We start from the raw sequence: 17,689 nt of genomic DNA, 5'->3' as shown, positions 1-17,689 counted from the left end.
GATGACGACGATCCGGGTCGGGGCGAGCAGCTAACTGATTCGCGAGCGCCCGGACCTGTTCGCGAAGGCCTCGTGCCGGTGGTGATCTTCCTGACCGACGAATGCCTTGAACTCCCCGAGCTTGTAGGTCGGCCCCGACTTGGTCTCCACCATGTCAATGGCGAAGTCCTTGCTGAGGTGAGCGATGCGCCTCTCCAACTTGATTGCGTCGTATGGGACCGAAAGCCGGCCGAGTATGGCGGCCGTGCTGAGGTGCCCCTCCGCCTCCTTGAGTACCCGATACACGTCATCGTGCAGGGTCGCGCTCGCAAGTTCGGGCATGTCGTGTGGCTCACCCTCGTGCGCCAGTGCGCGCGCGATCGACCGGCCCACCGCCTCAGCGAGCGGCGGCGGAAACGCATTGCCAATCTGGCGGTACTGCGCCGTCTTCCGGCCCGCCAGGCGCCAACCCCATGCCTCATCCCACCCTTGGAGACGTGCCACCATTTGCACCGTCAGCTTGGGCGGCTTGATGGTCGGGTGCGGATCGTCGGGCCCAGGCGCCTCGTTGGCGACGCCAAGAGCGTCGACGCCCAATTCCCGCCAAGCCCGCTTCGCTCGCGTGGGCCCGAGGTCAGCTCCGCCATGCTTCTTGCTGCCGCCAACGAGCGTCGGTGCGATGTCATTGGCCAGCCGCACCCAATCGTCCACGTGCGGCCAGCCATTGGCACCCATGAGGTCGCGCAAGCACTCACCCACCGTCAGCCGGTGCGATACCGGGTCCGGCCACTGGAAGTAGGGGGCGTCCTCTTCCTTCAAGGCCACGAGGACGAAGCGGGGGCGAAGCTGAGGAACGCCGAAAGCTGATGCGTGCAGCAGACGCCAGTCCCCCACATACCCCGCGGACGCTAGGCGATCCAGGACATGCTGCCGATACGCGGCGAAGCGGGGCATTGAGAGCCCACGGACGTTCTCTAGGAGCAGCGCGCGCGGCTGAACCTCGTTGACGCACAGCTCTACCGCCCAGGCGAAGAGATCACGCTCATCGCTCGCCCCTAACTGCTTCCCGGCGATGGAGAACGGCGGACATGGGACGCCACCCGCCAGCAGCGCGACGCCGGCGTAGTCGGACGGCTTCCACAGCTCCCGATCCGCAACGTCACCCTCGGCGACCTTCCAAGCGGGCCGGTTCTGACGGAGCGTCGCGCATGCAAAGCCGTCGATCTCGACGGCCAGCGCATGCTCAAAGCCCGCACGCTCGAGTCCGATCGCCTGCCCACCCGCACCGGCGCAGATTTCCACCACGTCGAGACTCATCACTGCTCTCCCTCATCGACACCAGCGCGGTCAGGGAGAGCGCATGCCATGCGACCCATACTCCCCCATGAGGCGGCCTGCCCCCACCACCAACGCTCTAGATTGCGACTGTGACCTCTGGTGGCACTGGCGCCACACCCCGCGCCGCCCAGCCGCTGCCCAAGAGTGCGGGGCGCTCGCGCAACCTGGCGGCCATCCGCCGGAGCAACACGAAGCCCGAGGTGGCGCTGCGATCGTTGCTGCACCGGAGAGGTCGGCGCTTCCGCAAGGACTACCGCCTCGACCTGCCTGACGCTCGTGTCCGACCCGACCTTGTCTTCACGCGTAGCCGCGTAGCAGTGTTCGTCGACGGCTGCTTCTGGCACGTGTGTCCCATTCACGGGCGTGAGCCGACGCACAACGAGTGGTACTGGACGCCGAAGCTGCGCAGGAACGTGGAGCGCGACCGCATCGCCGACGCCGCGCTGACGAAGGCGGGCTGGAAGGTCGTCAGGGTCTGGGAGCACGTCCCGGTGCAAGAGGCAGCGTCACTGGTGGAAGAGGCACTCAAGGATTCCCTATCGAACACCTGTTCGACTGTACAGGGCGTCGACCGACCAGTCGAGTGGTAGGAGGGTCCCCTGACGTCGGGACCTCTGACTTGGACAAGTGACGGCCGCTTGTTCGCAGTGCCGCGGCGAGCAAACGCGACACGTCTGAAGGGTCACCTCGGCAGACGGAGCCTATGAATGGCCATGGCAGCCAGCACGCAACGCTCAGCTTCCGCGCGCGAGGCGACCCGAAGCACGAGCTATCGACGGACCAGAGGTTGATCGGCGTCGAAAAGGTGGTGACCCGCTAGGCACTCCGCGCAGACCGCTCTCGCCGCCGAATCTCGGCCCTGATGTCTCCCCGCGGCCAGGGCTCCCAATGAGATGCCCGATAGTAGGTATGGATTCTTCCGGCCACATCGCGCCGCTTCTGAGTCTCGATCACCCAGCCGAGCGTCCGTAGTTCGCGAGTTCGCTTTTGCCAATCCTCCTGATACTGAATTGCACTTGCGACGACGCCCAGCATGCCCCCGGGAACCCAATCCCCGCGGAATGCCTTCAGCAGCTCGCCTATCCGCCGATGCGGTTCATCGTAAGTAATCGCTTGCCGAATTTGCGAAGCAGCTGCGTCGTAGCTGCTGTAAAGGTCGCGCTTGCCATGATTGCACTCCTCGCAGAGAGGCTGGAGATTCTCTCTCTCGTTTGAGCCACCCCATTCACGCGGGATCATGTGATCGACGACGAGCACAACGCCATGATCCAGAGGAGTGCGTCCACACTGGGCACATCGCTGTGGCGAGAGCACCTCCGCGCGGAGGCGTCCACTGATACCCGATCTGTCCTCTAGAGGCCCACCTGCACGCCAACCGCGCAGGACATATCGATAGCCACCGTCGAGGTACTCGCTCGGGACCTCGAAGGCGTCTCGAAGGTCACGCACACGACGATCGGTCTGCGCCGGAGCCTCACCCAGCTTTCTTGCGAGGAAGGCGCGGATCTCCACCATGGTCGGGGGGTTCTGCCGTCGCTTAAAGAGAAATCCGTAGATCAGACGGGTCGTGGTGTCCCGGACGAGCGTCTGGAGGATGGGATCGCTCGGGTGCGGCAAGGGCCGCGAGGCGGGCTGGGCCTGATCGCCCGCGCATGACTTGGACCGTGCCCGCCGCCGACGGTCGGAACTCTTCGCCATGTCTCGATCATCGGCAGATCACTCGCTCAACGAATCAATATGCGGCGGCGTTCACCCGAGCGGGTCAGCGGCAGCCGTGTCGCTTGCGCAGTATTGCCAGGCGGCTATGCACAGCTCGCGGGTTCAACCCGCCGATTGGCGCATGGACCACTTCTGCGCGGGGCGCTCCGACTGCACGGCGACGTCCCAGCCGACCGCTCCGCCCGAACCACCCCGCGCACTCGATCGGGGCCTACGCCATCACCGTCGCCGACTCCGCCAGCCGGCACAGCGCGTCCACCCGACGCACCTGCTCCGGCGTGCGCACCGGCGCGTCCAGCAGCAGCGGGCTCAGCACGACCACGGCGAGCGCCTGCGCCCGCGACACCGCCACGTTCAGCCGGTTCAGGTCGTACAGGAATGACACTCTGACTCCGAACCACTTCCCTCTCTGGGGACTCGGCAGGAGCAGCGACCACCTGACTCCCCACAGGCGTCGGGGCCGCCGTGACTCCGGCCCCGTTAGACTCGACGGCGTTCAGAACGTGTAACTACCTGCTGTCAGCCTCGCTGACGGATCAAGGCGGCACGCCCGATCCGCAGATACACCGAGGTTCATGACGCTCCCCCGACTCACCGAGTCCTCGCTCGTCCGGCACGCCGGCTTCTCCTACTTCCCGATCGCCTTCATCGCGCGCCTGCCGTTCGCGATGATGGTCGTCGGGGTGCTCACCCTCGTCGTCGCCGAGCGCGACTCGGTGGCCCTCGGCGGCCTCAACGCCGCGGTCGCCGGCATCGGCACGGCGCTCGCCGGCCCGCTGCTGGGCGCCGCCGCTGACCGGCTCGGTCAGCGCCGGGTCCTCGTCCCGCTGGGGCTCCTCAACGCCGTCCTGCTCGGCATCTTCGTGCTCGTCGTCAGCAGTAGCGCCCCCGATCTCGCCGTCCTGGCGCTGTCGGTGCTCATCGGCGCCAGCGCGCCGCAGGTCCCCCCGCTCTCGCGCACCCGGCTGGTCGCGATCATCAAGCAGAAGGTGCAGCCCGACCGCCGGGAGAAGCTCCTCAACGGCACCATGGCCTACGAGTCCGCCGCCGACGAGATGGTCTTCATCGTCGGCCCGTTCCTCGTCGGGCTGCTCGCCACCGCGATCGCCCCCTGGGTCGCCATCGCCGGCGCCGCGGTGCTCACCTCCGTCTTCGTCACAGCCTTCGCCCTGCACCCCACCGGCCGGCTCCAGCCGGGCACGGCCGGGCACCGCACAGATCAGGCGCCCGCCCGCGAGCTCGTGACGTCGCCTGTGATGACCGTCGTCGCCGGCACGCTCGGCGTCGGCATCTTCTTCGGCGCCACCCTCACCAGTCTCACCGGCTTCCTCGAGGAGAGCGGCGACGGCGACCGCGCCGGCCTGCTCTACGGCGTCATGGGCATCGGCTCCGCCGCGCTGGCCCTCGGCTCGGCGGCCCTCCCGCAGCGGTTCACCGCCAAGGCGCGGTGGCTCGTGTTCGCCTTCCTGCTGCTGGCCGCGGCCCTCGGGTACGGCACGGCGCGCTCGGAGACCGGCCTCCTCGTCGCCCTCGCCGTCCTCGGGTTCGGCATCGGACCGACGCTGGTCGCGCTCTACAGCCTCGCCGCGACGCTCAGCCCCGCCGGCCGCTCGGCGACCACGATGACGATGCTCGGCTCCGCCGTCGTCGTCGGCCAGGCGGTCGCCTCCGCTGCAACCGGCTACGTCGCTGACCAAATGAGCCCGGAGACGGCGCTGCTCCTCCCCGCCCTCGCGGCCGCGCTCGTCGTCGCCGCCGGCCTCGCCCACCGAGCACCGGCCCGGCAGCCGACCGAGCCGGCCCGGGAACTCGTTTCCGCCTGAGGCGGGTCAGACCCCGAGGTGCGCCAGCGCCTGCAGCAGCAGCGTGCTCTGCCCGTTCTCGAACTCGGCCAGCACTACCGGGTCGCGCGCCTCGATCGGTGAGAACCAGGTCAGCTCCAGCGCGTCCTGCTGCGGCGCGCAGTCCCCCTCCACGGGCACGACGTAGGCCAGCGACACCGCGTGCTGCCGCGGGTCGTGGAAGGGCGTCACCCCCGGGGTCGGGAAGTACTCGGCGACGGTGAACGGCTGCGGCGCCGGCGGGATCCGCGGCAGGGCCAGCGGGCCGAGGTCCTTCTCGATGTGCCGGAGCAGCGCCGCGCGGATCCGCTCGTGGTACAGCACCCGCCCCGATACCAGCGCCCGCTTGATCTGCCCGTCCTCGCCGGCGCGGAGCAGCAGCCCGACCGCGATCACGGTGCCCTCCTCGTCCACGCGCACCGGCACCACGTCCACGTAGACGATGGGCAGTCGCTCGCGAGCGGCATCCATCTCCTCGCGGGAGAGCAGTGCGCCACCGGTCGCCGTCGTCAGCTCGGTCATGAGCACTGTCTAACCGATGACGATCACGTCCGCGTGGAGGCGAACCCACGGCGGGGCTCCGCCGCCCTAGGGCTACCCCGTGGCCGGGGCGCGGTCGGAGTTCCAGATGTCGAGCGCGAACCTCCAGCTGCCGTCGCCCATCCGACGGTGGACCACGACGTAGGAGCCGTCGTCCACCACGTCGGAGCCGACGTGGATCTCGAAGTGCCCCTCCTCGACCGCGAGATCGTCGCGCTCTTCGAGCGCGGTCGTCTTGAGCACGGCACCGGTGACGCCGGAATCCATCACGCCCTGCCAGAACGCCTGGATTCCCGGCCCCGTCTGTACCGGGGCACCGGGTGGCATGACGCGCGCGTCGGGTGCGTAGACCGACGCGACCATCGCGGCGTCGCCGGTCTCGAGGCCCTTCATGAAGGTGGCGTTCAGGGCGTCGATCTCGCTGCGGCTCACGGCTACCTCCTCGAAAATCGAAGCAGCCAGGCTCGCGCCGCCCGTCCCGGCGAGTCAACGCCGAGGGGTACGACGACGCGCCGACAGCGCGGCAGTCAGACGCTCCGCACGCCCTCGCTCACGGGAGCGACGATCACCCCGCCGAGCGGCGCATCGACCACATCTGCGCGGGGCGTTCGGACTGCATGGCGACGTCCCAGCCGACGGCGCCGTTGACGACCTCCTTGCGGAAGTTGCCGACCGCGATCCGAGCCAGCTCAGGGTCCGCAGCGACCCGAGCAGCCAGCTCCAGCGCCCGGTCCTCGACCGCCGCGTCGTCCACCGACTCCCAGGCCAGCCCGAGCTCGACGGCCTTGTCGCCGTTGATCTCCTCGCCGAACAGCGCCATCGCCGCCGCGGCCTCGCGGCCGATCAGCCGCGACAAGATCACGAAGTGCCCGCCGCCCGGGTGCATCCCGCGCCTGAGGAACCCGCACAGCAGCCGGGCGTCCCGAGCCACGATCCGCAGGTCGGCCGCCAGCAGCATGTTCATGCCGGCCCCCACCGCCGAACCGCGCACCGCCGCGACCGTGGGCACGCGCACCTGACCCAGCCGGTAGAAGGAGTCGTAGATCTGCCCCATGCCCTCGAAGGCGTCGGGCGCGGCGGGGTCGCGACCGGCCGAGGTCAGCGTCGCGATGTCCCCGCCGGCGCAGAACGACTTTCCGACCGCGCGGATGACCAGCGCCCCGACGTCGGCCCGCGCGTCCACCTCGTCGAACGTCGCGATGAGCTCGGTGGCCATCCCCGGCGTCAGCGCGTTGCGCCGGTCCGGCGCGTTCAGCGTCACCACCGCGACGCCGCCGTCGACCTCGAGCAGCACCTCACCGGAACCGGCCACGAGCCCACCTTCCTGCCGAGCGGCCGGCTCCGATGCCGGCCGCGGAGAACCTGACAGGCATCAGACCACGAGCAGCCACCCGCCGCGCAGAGCAGCTACCGAGCCTCGGCTCCCACTCACCGTGGGAGACTGGGACCCGACGAGCGACGCGATCGGGGAACAGCCCGACGTCGTCCCGGCCCCGTAGGGCGTCGACGTCACCGCAGCCAGCCCGCGCACCCCGCCGTCCGAGCGCCGTGCACCAACCGAACGGAAGCTCCATGGCACTGATCGCCTGCCCGAAGTGCAACAGCGAGAACATCGACGGCATCCCGCAGCCCGACAGCCGCCTGCTCATCCACTGCAGCGACTGCGGCCACGAGTGGCTGCGCGGCGAGGCCCGCCGCGACCCGGGCCGGCCCGCCGTCCAGACCATCGACTCGCTGCACGCCGCCTTCCCGACGGCGGCCGACGTGCGGCCCGACGTCCGCGAGCGCGTGGCCCTGCTCGAGTCCGAGTTCCTGCTGAACCGCCCGGAGCCCGACCCCGAGGTCGCCGAGTACCGCGCCCGCTACCAGGAGCTGTTCAGCCGCGAGGGCCTGCCGAGCGCGCCGCCCGAGGCGCTCGAGGAGTTCGCCAACACGGCCACCATCGCCGCCCCCGGCCACATGTCCGGCTTCAACCGTGCGTGGAAGACCCAGGGCCCGGAGAGGGCCGCCGAGCAGGTGCGCGAGAGCATCGAGTTCCTGCTCTACGGCCCCGACAGCCTGCGCCTCGAGGACCGCTTCACCCAGCTCGTCGACGGCAAGAAGGACCTCGGCTTCCCGGCGTTCAAGGAGTCGCTGCTCACCAAGGTGCTCTGCGTCGTCGAGCCCGACCGGTTCCTGCCGATCCTCAAGTACTCGGCCGCGACCGACGGCAAGAAGGAGATCGCCAAGCTGGTCTTCGACCTCGACCTGCCCCCGGCCACCAAGGTCTCCTGGACGATCGGGCGCCTCGCCGTCTGGAGCAACGACCTGCTGCGCTCCCTGGTCGGCAACGACATCCCCGACCTCCAGCAGGCCGGCCAGTTCCTCACCTGGGCCAAGAACCAGCCGGCGATGTCCCGCACCTGACCGTCCGGCGTGGCGCGCGGATCCCTTGTTCCGCGTGTCCGCGCCCCAGCAGACTGCCCCGCCGTGCCGTCTTCCCGCCGCCTCGCCGCCGTCCTGCTCGCCCTCGCCCTCGCCGGCTGCACCGCCGAGGCTCGGCCCACGGACGACGTCGTCCCCACCGGCACTCCCGGCGACGGCGGGGCGCTGGACGCGGTCGCCGACCACGAGCAGCTGCCCCCGCTCGAGTCGGGCCACTCCGTCCGCGGCGTCGTCCTCGACCCCGACGGCGACCCGGTCGTGCTCGCCAACCAGATCGCGGGCGACGCGCCGCTCCACCTGCTCCGGCGGGACGACGACGGCGGCTGGACCGACACGCCCCTGACCGACCAGGACTCCCTCGGCTTCTCCGCCGAACTCGGGGTGACCGACGACGGCACCGCCGTCGTCACCGGGTACGCCGACCGCCGCTTCTCGATCACCCGGGTGACTCCCGACGGGCAGGTGAGCACCGTCCCGGTCGACGCCGACCTCGACCCCGACCGCATCGGCACGCTCAACGCCACGGTCGCGCCGGCCGGGGACGTCGTCTACATCGGCTACACCGACCCGCCGGCCGGCGCGAGCGGGCTGCTGGCGGTCGACGCGGCCACCGGGGCGGTGCGCGCGCAGACGTCGGTCCTGGCCGAGACCGCCGGCCCGCCGTACCCGGCGCGGCTCGCGGTCACCCCGGACGGCACAGGCCTGCTGGTCGCGTTCAACCACGACCTCGACGACATCACCGGGTCCGACACCACCAGCCTCACCCGGTACGACGCCGCCCTGCAGCCGCTCGGCGAGGTGTCGCTGGTCGAGACCGATTCCGCGGCCGCCACCTGGGCGCTCGACCTCACCGCCGACGGCACCGCGCTGATCGCCGTGCGGATCGGGGATGACGACGATGCGGCGGGCGGTTCCGACAGCGGGATGCGCCTGCTCTCCCTCGCCCCTGGCGCGAGCACGGTCACCGAGGTGGCGTCCTTCCCCGAGCGGTACCTGCTCGACGACCTCGCCGTCGACCCCGCCGGCGAGTGGCTCTACCTGGCCGGGCTGCAGCACACGCCACTGCCCGACGACGACCGGACGATCACCGTGGTCGACCTGCGCACCGGCGCCGTCGCCGACCCGCTCCTGCTCTGCCCGGGCTACCAGCTCGGTGACCTGCTCGTCGACGTCGACGACGCACGCGCCGTCGCGGCCACCCGCTGCGAGGGTGACGGCGCCGCCTCGCTGTGGACCCTCGGCTGACGGCGCAGTCCGTTGTCGCCCGAAACGGTGCCGCCACCCCTACGGTGACCCCGTGCGCGAGCCGCTGAACGCCGACGAGACGCCCGACGCCCGCTGCCACCGCCACCAGGCCCTGCTCGAGGCCGGGGACGTCGACGGCGCGCGCGCCCTCGCAGACGAGCTCCGCCGGGAACGGCCTGCCGACGGTGACGTGTACGTGTTCATCGGGGAGAACTACGAGCTCGCGGGCGACCTGCGCGAGGCGCACCGCTGGATGACCATGGGCCTGATGCGCATGGAGAGCCAGATCGCGGCGCGCGGCGACGGGGCGGCGACCTCCGCGAGCATCCTGGTCCAGTCGCGGTACCGGGTGCGCCGGGCGCTGGAGCTCCCGCTGGACGACGGCGACGAGCTCGTCGAGATCGCCCGTTCCGGAGAACGAACCGGAGAACGAACCGGCGGGTCAACCGGCGACTGAGACCGGCGCGCCCTCAGCGGCTGAGCGGCGGAACCCAGCCGGCGGCCAGGCGGGCGTAGACCGCCTGCAGCGCGGCCAGCGGCGAGAGGTGCTCGTCGTGCTGGAGCCGCTGCACCTCGGCGAGCACCGCGTCCCACCGGCCCGACGGCGCTGCTTCACGCAGCTTCGCCCGCGCGTCGGCCAGCTCGGCCGTCACGCCGAGGGGCTGCACCGGGCGCCGCGGCGCCGGGATGCTGCCGACCGGCTCGACGTCCATGGCGCGCACGCTAGCGAGTGGAGCGACTCCACCGACAGATGTAGGGCGCACCTGTCCACTCGAACGGGGCGGCGGAGGATGCTGGGGCAGATGAGTCGAGGACGCGCCGCCGACCTGGTCCTCCCGAGCGCCGGCCCCGACCCGATCCCCCTCGACACGGCCGTCGCCGCCGTCCTCGGGTACGCCCGGGCCCGGCGCCCGCTGCGCTTCCGCTCGATCAGCTTCCCCGACGGCTCGTGGGCCCAGGTGCCGGCGTTCGGCCACGAGCGGTTCGACGCCCACCCGGCCACCGACCTCCCGCTCGGCGAGGTCGACATCCTCACCGCCGAGGGCCTGCACGGCCGGCTGCGCCCGCCGGAGTGGCACGCGCTGCGCGACACCCTGCAGGAGGTCCGCCCCGTGGCCGACGCCCTCCTCGACCGGGCCGCCGGCCGCGCGTTCCACGACCTCCCCGACGAGGAGTTCTCCGTCCTCGCCGAGCCCGGCACCGTCGGTGCCCTCCTGCGCGAGCTGCAGGAGCACGCCGAGCCGCACTACGTCCTCGCCGCCCTGCACCACCGGCACCGCGACCTCGTCCCGCTGCTCAGCGACACCACCTGGCGGCAGCTCGGCCCGCACCGGCAAGAAGGCGACAGCGGCGTGGAGGCGGTCATCCATCGCGAGCTCCGCGCCAACGCCGACGCCTTCGACCAGCTGGAGAAGGCGACCGCCGAGCTCTCCCTCACCCGACTGCGGCTGCACGACGTCCTGGTCTGGCTCACCGGCAGCCTCCGGCTCGCCCACGCCGTCGCCGCCGGCCGCACCTGACGGGTCAGGCGGGCGCCCACCCGGGGTCGCGGCCGGTGCGGCCGAGCAGCCGGTCGAACAGCGGCGCCTCGTCCGGCACGTGCACGACGGGTCCGAACAGGCCCGGGTTCGCGTCGGCCGGCTCGTCGCTGCGGTCGCCCACGAAGTCGAAGCACGCCGCCACCGCGGCGGCGTCCGGCCGGTACTCCTGCCCGGTGGCGACGGCGAGGTCCCAGCCGTGGATCAGCACCTCGTCGAGCGCGACCAGCCCCATCGCCAACGCCGGCAGCTGCACTCCCCCGGCCTCGGTCATGCCCTCCCAGGCGCCTGGGTTCCGCCACGCCGCGACGAGCTCGTCGAGTTGGGCCGGGAGCCGCGAGCGCCAGTCCTCGACCAGATCCGATGCCACTGCCGACGGCCCGCCCGGCGGCGGTGCCTTCTCCGCGGCCATCCGGAACGCCGTGGTCAGCCCGACCAGGTGATCGAGCATGCCGGCCACCGACGTCTCGGTACACGGCGTCGGGTCGCCTAGCTGGTCGGCGCGGACGCCCGCGACGATGCGTGCGGGCTCGGCGGCGGTAGGAGCGAGATCGACGGTCTGCATGCCAGGTAGGACGTCGCGACGGGCATGAAGTCATCGCGGTGAGCGCCCCACAGCTAGTGGTATCGAATTGAATCCCATTCTGGTACCGTCGCGACGTGAGCACTCAGATCGCCGTGCGGCTTCCCGAGGATCTCGTTGAGTACATCGACCGCCTGGTGGACGAAGGCCGCGCTTCGTCTCGGGCTGCCGTCGTCAGCCGCGCACTGCACCGTGAACTGCGTCGCGACATCGCGGCGCGCGACGCCGCGATCCTCGCGGCGGCGGCCGCTGCGCCCGACGAGGACGATCTGGACGCGCTCGCGCGCCACGCAGCGAGCGTCCCGATGGACGATCTCGACTGATGCGGCCGATCCATCTGGCCGTGCTGGACAAGACCCGCCCGGTTCTGGTGCTGACCCGAGAACTTGTGCGTCCTCACCTCGCCCGCGTCACCGTCGCCCCCATCACCAGCACCGTGCGCGGACTCTCCACAGAGGTCCCGGTCGGTCGCGGCAACGGGATCGACCGCCCCAGCGTCGTGAGCTGCGACAACGTGGTCACCATCCCCACGGCGGCGCTCGGTCGGCAGATCGGCCGGCTGCTGCCCGACCAGGAGCCGGCCCTCACCGCCGCGCTGCACGCCGCATTCGACCTCGAGGATCTACCGGCGCCACGCTGACGAGTGCGACCGCGCACCGCATCAGCTGGAAGGGCTGCGATGTCAGACGATCGGTGCCTGCATGCGCACCAGTCCGGCCGTCACCGCGAACGCCACCGCCCCGGCCCGGTTGCCGGCGTCGAGCTTGGTCAGCAGATGCTCCACGTGGGTGGCCACCGTCCGCTCCCCGACCCCGAGCGACCGCGCCACCATCCGGTTGGTCGCGCCGGTGGCCAGCAGGGCCAGCACCTCGAGCTCCCGCAGCGACAGTCCCGCCAGGGCCGCGGCCGGCCGGTGCTCCACGACCACCCACCGCCCCGCCGGCCGCGCCTCCACGGCCAGCAGCTCCCCGCCCTGCACCACGAGCAGGTGCCGGCCCAGCCGCGACGGCCAGCGCGCCGGAGCCAGCAGATCGGCCAGCGGACCCGACACCAGCGACGGCCGGGCCGACGGCGTCAGCGCGAGCGCGCGGCCGTCCGACGGCGACCACGCGAACGCGCCCGCATCCGGGGACGCGACCGGCACCGGCATCCCGTCGAGCGGGTCCACCAGCGACGTCAGGTCGGCGCTGAGCAGCCGCAGCACCGCCGTCGACTCGTCGTCCACACCGCCCGACGACGTCGACGCGTGCACCGACCCCACGTACCGCCCGCCGGCGGTGAGGCACAGGCTCACCCCGTCGGTGAACCGCGCGGGCAGGATCACCTGCTCGAACATCGGCCCGCGCCGCTCGGCCGGGTCGATGTCGCGCACCCGCAGCGGCCGCCCGCCGAGGCGCACCACCGGGAACCGCGGGTCCTCGTGGAAGAGCGCCTCCATCACGCCGAGCGCCTCGTCGCGGTAGCCGGCGCTGGCCACGGTCTCGTGCCGGCCGCGCACCGGGTCCCAGCGCTCGACGGCGGCCGCGCACGGGGAGACGACGGAGAACAGCGCGGTGAGGACGGCGTCGGCGCGGTCGGCCGGCCCCTCGCCGCGGGCCACGGCGTCGGCGGCGTCGCGCACCGCGAGCGCGGCGGCGAGGCGACCCGCACCCAGGCCAGACCCCATGGGCCACCCTCGCACGGTCCCGGCCCGCGCCGGAAGGCCGCAGAGCTCCGTAGTTCGACCGATGCGCGGCCCCGCCGCACGGGCCCAGGATCGCCGCCAGGCACACCGACACGCGAAGGAGCGAGCCCGTGGACGTCCGCGAGTACATCGAGCACGACGCCACCGGGCTGGCCGAGCTGGTCCGCGCCGGCAAGGTCAGCGCCGAGGAGGTCCAGCAGGCCGCCCGCACCGCGATCGAGTCGGTCAACGGCGAGCTCAACGCCCTCGTCGGCGACCTCTTCGACAAGGCTCTCGACGCCAGCGAGACCGGCCCCTTCGCCGGCGTCCCGTTCGCGATCAAGGACCTCGTCTTGCACGCCGAGGGCATCCCCCAGCGCGACGGCTGCCGGCTGCTCGGCCCCGGCATCCCCTTCCCCTACGACACCGCGCTGATGCGCCGGTTCCGGGAGGCCGGCCTGGCCGCCATGGGCGTCACCGCCACCCCCGAGTTCGGCTTCAACGCCGCCACCGAGTCGGTCGCCAACGGGCCCACCCGCAACCCCTGGGACACCACCCGCTCCCCCGGCGGCTCCAGCGGCGGCTCGGCCGCGCTGGTCGCCGCCCGGGCCCTGCCGGTCGCGCACGCCAACGACGGCGGCGGCTCGATCCGCATCCCGGCCGCCGCCTCGGGCCTGGTCGGGCTCAAGCCGTCGCGCGGCCGAGTCAGCGTGGCCCCCGACTTCGCCGACCCGCTCATGGGCCTGGGCATCGAGTTCGCCGTCACCCGTACCGTCCGCGACGCGGCCGGGCTGCTCGACGCCGTCCACGGCTCCGAGCCCGGCGACAAGTACCTGCTCCCCGGCCCGGCCACCAGCTACCTCGACGCCGCCCGCCCGCCGTCGGGGAAGCTGCGCATCGCCGTCACCACCACCGCGCCCAACGGCGTGCCGGTCGACCCGGCCTGCGTGGCCGCGGTGCGGGCCACCGCCGCGGCCCTCGAGGCCGCCGGGCACACCGTCGAGGAGGCCGCCCCGGAGTTCGACGTCGAGGCCTTCGATCACGCCAACCTCACCGCCTGGTGCAGCTTCCTCGCCGACGGCGCGTACGGGGCTGCGGCCGCGCTGGGCGTGGAGCTGTCCACCGACGTCCTCGAGCACACCACGCTGGCCTGCGCCGAGTACGGCAAGACCCTCACCGCGCTCGACATGTACGCCGCCGAGCGGGTCTTCAACGCCACCACCCGCGCCGTCGCCGCGTTCTTCACCGGCTACGACCTGCTGCTGACCCCGACCATGGCCGCGCCCAACACGGCCATCGGCCACCTGGACGCGAACGACCCGAGCCTCGACGCCCGCGGCTGGTACGACCGGATCTTCGCGTTCGCGCCGTTCACCGCGCTGTCCAACGTCACCGGCGCGCCCGCGATCAGCGTGCCGGGCACGCCGTCGGCGGAGGGCTGGCCGGTCGGCGTCCAGCTCGTCGGCCGGTACGCCGCCGAGGAGACGCTGCTGTCGGTCGCCGCCTACCTCGAGGAGGCGACGCCCTGGGCCGACCGCCGCCCGGGGGTCCTCGCGCGCTGACTCACCTCAGCGCCGGACGGCGGGGATCGAACAGGCCGATCGGGTGCTTCGTCGTCCCCTCCACCGCCAGGTCGGCCAGGATCTCGCCCACCACCGGCGCGAACTTGAAGCCGTGCCCGGAGAACCCGCAGGCCACGGTCACGGCGGTGTGCTCCGGGTGGGGCGCGATGACGAAGTGGTGGTCGGGCGTCACCGTGTACATGCACGGCACGGCGCGCAGGAAGCGGCCCGGCAGCGTGGGCAGCAGCCGGCCGGCGTGGGCGGCCATGTCCTCGACCTCGGCGGCCGACACCGACCGGTCCAGCGCGTCCGGGTCGGCCACCGCCCCGCGGCGGAAGAACGCCGTCTTCACCCCGCCGTCGGGGCCGTCCATCGCCGGGAAGCCGTAGACCTGCGCGCCGTCGCCGTCCTCCCGGATGAAGATCGGGTGCCGCTCGTACGGCCCGACGCCCCCGACCGGCTGGAACCAGTACTGCACCTGCCGCTCGACGGTGAGCGGCAGCCCGAGCTCGGCCAGCAGCCGCGGCGCCCAGGCGCCGGGGCAGAGCACCAGGTGCCCGGCCTCGTAGGTGCCGAGCGCCGTGGTGACGACGACGCCGCTCCCCGACGCCGTCCACGAGAGAGCGGGCTCCTCGAACCGGAGCTCGGCGCCGGCACGGGCGGCCCGCTCCAGGTGCGCGGCCACCGCACGCTCCGGCCGCACGAAACCAGCGGCCTCCTCGAACACGCCCACCTCGTCGTCGTCGGGTGCCAGCGTCGGGAACCGGCGCCGGATCTCGGCCGCGTCGAACACCTCGTGCGGCAGCGACCACTGCTGCGACGCCCGCAGGCTGCCGGCCACGGTCGGGGTGTCGGGCCGGCCCAGGTAGAGCCCGCCGGTGCGGACGATCTGGTCGGCGCCGAGCTCGTCCCACAGCTCGTAGGCGCGCAGCAGCAGCGGCACGTAGGCCGGGTCCTCGAAGTACGACTGCCGGATGATCCGCGAGCCGCCGTGGCTCGAGCCGCGGTCGTGCGCCGGGCCGAACCGCTCCAGCCCGAGCACCCGCTGCCCGCGCGCGGCCAGGTGCGCCGCGGCGGCGCTGCCCATGCCGCCGAGGCCGACCACCACGACGTCGTATGTCATGGCCGCATCAGACCACGGGTGTGGGGCGCGGCCGGTGCCGCCCGCGGGAGGTCGCGGCGCTCGCGGCGCGCCAGGGGTGGTTCGCGGAACCTAGTGCTCTGCCCACCATGCTGGGCAGAGCACAAGCGTCCGGGAGGGACACCTCCCGAGCCCACCGGCCGGTCGTCGGGTTGTCCCGGTCAGGGGCAGCGACGAGCCTGCGGGGGTGAGCGATCCCTTCGACCTGCGGCGCTTCGTCGACGCGCAGGCGCACACCTACGACCAGGCGCTGGCCGAGATCCGGGCCGGCGCCAAGCGCACCCACTGGATGTGGTTCGTCTTCCCGCAGATCGCGGGGCTCGGGCGCAGCGGGATGGCCCAGCGGTACGCACTCAGCAGCCTCGACGAGGCCCGCGCGTACGTGGCGCACCCGGCGCTCGGGCCTCGGCTGGTCGAGTGCGCGCGGGCACTCACCGCCCTCGACACCGAGGACGCCGCGGAGGTGTTCGGTCCGGTCGACGCGATGAAGCTGCACTCGTCGATGACCCTGTTCGCCCGGGCCGCGCCGGAGCAGTCGGTGTTCCGCGAGGTGCTCGACCACTACTTCGGCGGCGCCGAGGACGAGGCGACGACGAGCCGTCTCTAGACCGGCATCCGGTTGTTAGGGCGGCGCCGCACCGAGCGCACCGTCCGTCCCGCGGCGCTGCGGGCCAGCCGCAGCGGGCCGGTGTCCCACAGCTGGCGGCCGGTGTCGGCGGTGTTGGTCGCCGGTGCTTCGGCCGGCTGGGGTTGCATCGACGCCCGCACCTTCGCGGCCAGCCGCGCCTCCCGCCGGGCCGCGACGACTTCCTTCTGCCGGTCGACCCGCTCGGTCTCGGCCAGCACCAACAGCTCGGCCTCCGCGCGCTCGACCGCCCGGCGGGCCTCCAGCTTCAGCGCCTCGACGTCGATGTCGGTGCCGTCGCGCAGCGCGGCGAGCCGGTCGTAGGCGCTCGGCGGGCTGAAATTGAGCAGCAGCTTCATGAGCACCGGCAGGATCTCCACGCACATGAACAGCAGCGACAGCATCACCTGCGCCGCCCAGAGCGTGGCGTTGGTGTCGGAGAGCCGGTCGAGCGCCTCCAGCCGCAGCAGGATGCCGCCGCTGCCGGTGTTGGTCGCGTCGAAGGCCGTCTGCAGCCGGGTCTGCGCCGCGGTCAGCCGGGTGAGCTCGGCCTGGTCGGTCTCGAGGTCGGCCGAGGCCTGCTGCGCGCTGCGCGACTCGGCGGCCGACGCCGCCGCGAGCGCCGCGTCGAGCTCGGACCGCGTGGTCGCGACGACGGCGGCCTGCGCGTCGGCCGCCGCCCGGGCCTGCTGGTACGCCGTCCCCGTCCCTGCTTCGCCGGTGCCGCAGGTGCCGTCGAGCTCGCACTGCGCCCGGGCCTCGAGGTCGCGCGAGGTCTGCACCGCGGTGTCGTGGGCGGCCTGCGCCGCGGCCACCTCGCCGTGCACGACGGCGAGCCCCGGGTCGGACCGGCCGCCGGTGGCCACGATCTCCTGCTGCGCGGCCACCTGCTCGCGCAACTCGGGGAGGCCGGCGAAGCGCGAGTCGGCGTCGAGGCTCTGCTGGTAGGCGTCGGACTTCTCCGCCTGCAGCGCGACGACCTGGGTGTCGATCTCCCGGTGGAACACCTGCAGCGTCAGCGGCGTCGCGATGACCACGCCGAGCACCAGCGCCAGCCCCACCCGGGGGACGGCGAGCACGAGGTTGCGCTTGAGCGAGGCGTCGTGCGCCATGCCGACGAGCAGCATCCGGTCGAGGTTGACGACGACGGCGCCCCAGCCCAGGCCGACGAGCAGGGCGAAGGGCCACCAGACGCCGAGCGCCATGTGGACGGCGAACGTCATCGACAGGACGGCGAGGGCCCCGGTGCTCAGCAGCACCCCGCCCAGCGCGACGAACTTGGACCGCGCCCCGGGAGCCACGGCGAGGATGTCGGTGCGGGCTCCGGCCAGACCTGCCAGGCCGTCGCCGATCCGTCGTCGTCGCGCCATCGGTCCGCACCCTCCCGGGCGACGCGGTCGTCGGTCAGCCGTCACCCACCGGGAGTTATCGGCGGACCGAGGCCCGACGCGGACCGTGGCGCGCGACACGGGAACGCCTTGTCCGGCCGGC

General features: G+C 72.5%; 21 protein-coding genes. 10 read left to right on the top strand and 11 right to left on the bottom strand.

Features of this window, described 5'->3' with window-relative positions; translation table 11 throughout:
• Nucleotides 1-30: 30 nt before the first annotated feature.
• Nucleotides 31-1,296: a DNA cytosine methyltransferase gene (locus ABD644_RS04570; protein ID WP_344687390.1), complete on the bottom strand. Its 1,266-nt coding sequence runs from the start codon at nt 1,294-1,296 to the stop codon at nt 31-33.
• Nucleotides 1,297-1,406: 110 nt separating this feature from the next.
• On the opposite strand from ABD644_RS04570, the gene ABD644_RS04565 reads away from it, so the two are divergent.
• Nucleotides 1,407-1,907, top strand: a complete 501-nt coding sequence (locus tag ABD644_RS04565; RefSeq protein ID WP_344687389.1) for a very short patch repair endonuclease — start codon at nt 1,407-1,409, stop codon at nt 1,905-1,907.
• Between the two features lie 226 nt (nt 1,908-2,133).
• On the opposite strand, the gene ABD644_RS22685 is transcribed toward ABD644_RS04565, so the two are convergent.
• Together ABD644_RS22685 and ABD644_RS04560 are read right to left on the bottom strand one after the other, a co-directional pair.
• Entirely contained in the window at nt 2,134-2,832 is a 699-nt protein-coding gene (locus ABD644_RS22685; protein WP_425547394.1) for an HNH endonuclease, read from the bottom strand.
• A gap of 415 nt (nt 2,833-3,247) precedes the next feature.
• Nucleotides 3,248-3,421: a hypothetical protein gene (locus ABD644_RS04560; protein ID WP_344687388.1), complete on the bottom strand. Its 174-nt coding sequence runs from the start codon at nt 3,419-3,421 to the stop codon at nt 3,248-3,250.
• 190 nt (nt 3,422-3,611) lie between these two features.
• Between ABD644_RS04560 and ABD644_RS04555 the strand changes: the two genes are divergently transcribed.
• A complete protein-coding gene (locus ABD644_RS04555) occupies nt 3,612-4,859 on the top strand; it encodes an MFS transporter (RefSeq protein WP_344687387.1) in 1,248 nt (415 codons plus the stop codon).
• Between the two features lie 6 nt (nt 4,860-4,865).
• Here ABD644_RS04555 and ABD644_RS04550 read toward each other — a convergent pair whose 3' ends face one another.
• From ABD644_RS04550 to ABD644_RS04540, 3 genes are all read right to left on the bottom strand, one after another.
• Nucleotides 4,866-5,399 (bottom strand): DUF4916 domain-containing protein, encoded by a 534-nt coding sequence (locus ABD644_RS04550; protein ID WP_344687386.1) that lies wholly within the window; start codon nt 5,397-5,399, stop codon nt 4,866-4,868.
• A gap of 72 nt (nt 5,400-5,471) precedes the next feature.
• Nucleotides 5,472-5,849: a YybH family protein gene (locus tag ABD644_RS04545; protein ID WP_344687385.1), complete on the bottom strand. Its 378-nt coding sequence runs from the start codon at nt 5,847-5,849 to the stop codon at nt 5,472-5,474.
• Between the two features lie 133 nt (nt 5,850-5,982).
• Nucleotides 5,983-6,729, bottom strand: coding sequence for an enoyl-CoA hydratase/isomerase family protein (locus ABD644_RS04540; RefSeq protein WP_344687384.1), 747 nt, complete (start codon nt 6,727-6,729; stop codon nt 5,983-5,985).
• Between the two features lie 260 nt (nt 6,730-6,989).
• On the opposite strand from ABD644_RS04540, the gene ABD644_RS04535 reads away from it, so the two are divergent.
• The 3 genes from ABD644_RS04535 (at nt 6,990) to ABD644_RS04525 (ending at nt 9,543) form a co-directional block, all read left to right on the top strand.
• Complete coding sequence (locus tag ABD644_RS04535) at nt 6,990-7,823, top strand: hypothetical protein (protein WP_344687383.1); 834 nt, start codon at nt 6,990-6,992, stop codon at nt 7,821-7,823.
• Between the two features lie 63 nt (nt 7,824-7,886).
• Entirely contained in the window at nt 7,887-9,086 is a 1,200-nt protein-coding gene (locus ABD644_RS04530) for an SMP-30/gluconolactonase/LRE family protein (RefSeq protein ID WP_344687382.1), read from the top strand.
• 52 nt (nt 9,087-9,138) lie between these two features.
• A complete protein-coding gene (locus ABD644_RS04525) occupies nt 9,139-9,543 on the top strand; it encodes a hypothetical protein (RefSeq protein ID WP_344687381.1) in 405 nt (134 codons plus the stop codon).
• A 13-nt stretch (nt 9,544-9,556) separates the two neighbouring features.
• Here the strand turns inward: ABD644_RS04525 and ABD644_RS04520 are convergent, their stop codons facing one another.
• Nucleotides 9,557-9,799 carry a hypothetical protein gene (locus ABD644_RS04520; RefSeq protein ID WP_344687379.1) on the bottom strand — a complete coding sequence of 81 codons (243 nt, stop codon included), beginning with the start codon at nt 9,797-9,799 and terminating at the stop codon, nt 9,557-9,559.
• A 90-nt stretch (nt 9,800-9,889) separates the two neighbouring features.
• On the opposite strand from ABD644_RS04520, the gene ABD644_RS04515 reads away from it, so the two are divergent.
• Nucleotides 9,890-10,606: a DUF6308 family protein gene (locus ABD644_RS04515; RefSeq protein WP_344687377.1), complete on the top strand. Its 717-nt coding sequence runs from the start codon at nt 9,890-9,892 to the stop codon at nt 10,604-10,606.
• A gap of 4 nt (nt 10,607-10,610) precedes the next feature.
• On the opposite strand, the gene ABD644_RS04510 is transcribed toward ABD644_RS04515, so the two are convergent.
• Nucleotides 10,611-11,189, bottom strand: coding sequence for a TIGR03086 family metal-binding protein (locus ABD644_RS04510; protein ID WP_344687376.1), 579 nt, complete (start codon nt 11,187-11,189; stop codon nt 10,611-10,613).
• 95 nt (nt 11,190-11,284) lie between these two features.
• On the opposite strand from ABD644_RS04510, the gene ABD644_RS04505 reads away from it, so the two are divergent.
• Nucleotides 11,285-11,530 (top strand): ribbon-helix-helix domain-containing protein, encoded by a 246-nt coding sequence (locus ABD644_RS04505; RefSeq protein ID WP_344687374.1) that lies wholly within the window; start codon nt 11,285-11,287, stop codon nt 11,528-11,530.
• Nucleotides 11,530-11,847: a type II toxin-antitoxin system PemK/MazF family toxin gene (locus ABD644_RS04500; protein ID WP_344687372.1), complete on the top strand. Its 318-nt coding sequence runs from the start codon at nt 11,530-11,532 to the stop codon at nt 11,845-11,847. The genes ABD644_RS04505 and ABD644_RS04500 overlap by 1 nt, the downstream gene beginning before the upstream one ends.
• Before the next feature lie 42 nt (nt 11,848-11,889).
• Here ABD644_RS04500 and ABD644_RS04495 read toward each other — a convergent pair whose 3' ends face one another.
• On the bottom strand, nt 11,890-12,873 hold the full coding sequence (locus ABD644_RS04495) for a helix-turn-helix transcriptional regulator (protein ID WP_344687370.1): 984 nt from the start codon (nt 12,871-12,873) through the stop codon (nt 11,890-11,892).
• 128 nt (nt 12,874-13,001) lie between these two features.
• Between ABD644_RS04495 and ABD644_RS04490 the strand changes: the two genes are divergently transcribed.
• Nucleotides 13,002-14,432: an amidase gene (locus ABD644_RS04490; RefSeq protein WP_344687369.1), complete on the top strand. Its 1,431-nt coding sequence runs from the start codon at nt 13,002-13,004 to the stop codon at nt 14,430-14,432.
• Between the two features lies 1 nt (nt 14,433).
• Here the strand turns inward: ABD644_RS04490 and solA are convergent, their stop codons facing one another.
• Nucleotides 14,434-15,555, bottom strand: coding sequence for an N-methyl-L-tryptophan oxidase (gene solA / locus ABD644_RS04485; protein WP_344687368.1), 1,122 nt, complete (start codon nt 15,553-15,555; stop codon nt 14,434-14,436).
• 205 nt (nt 15,556-15,760) lie between these two features.
• Here solA and ABD644_RS04480 point away from each other — a divergent pair, with 205 nt between their 5' ends.
• Nucleotides 15,761-16,180 (top strand): DUF1810 domain-containing protein, encoded by a 420-nt coding sequence (locus ABD644_RS04480; protein WP_344687367.1) that lies wholly within the window; start codon nt 15,761-15,763, stop codon nt 16,178-16,180.
• On the opposite strand, the gene ABD644_RS04475 is transcribed toward ABD644_RS04480, so the two are convergent.
• Entirely contained in the window at nt 16,177-17,568 is a 1,392-nt protein-coding gene (locus ABD644_RS04475) for a DUF4407 domain-containing protein (RefSeq protein WP_344687366.1), read from the bottom strand. The two genes, ABD644_RS04480 and ABD644_RS04475, sit on opposite strands and share 4 nt — an antisense overlap.
• Nucleotides 17,569-17,689 lie beyond the last annotated feature (121 nt).

This window comes from Blastococcus jejuensis (assembly GCF_039534705.1).
GTDB classification, from domain to species: domain Bacteria; phylum Actinomycetota; class Actinomycetes; order Mycobacteriales; family Geodermatophilaceae; genus Blastococcus_B; species Blastococcus_B jejuensis.
Note: the sequence above shows the minus strand (reverse complement) of the source record. Positions and strands in the feature narration are given on the sequence as shown.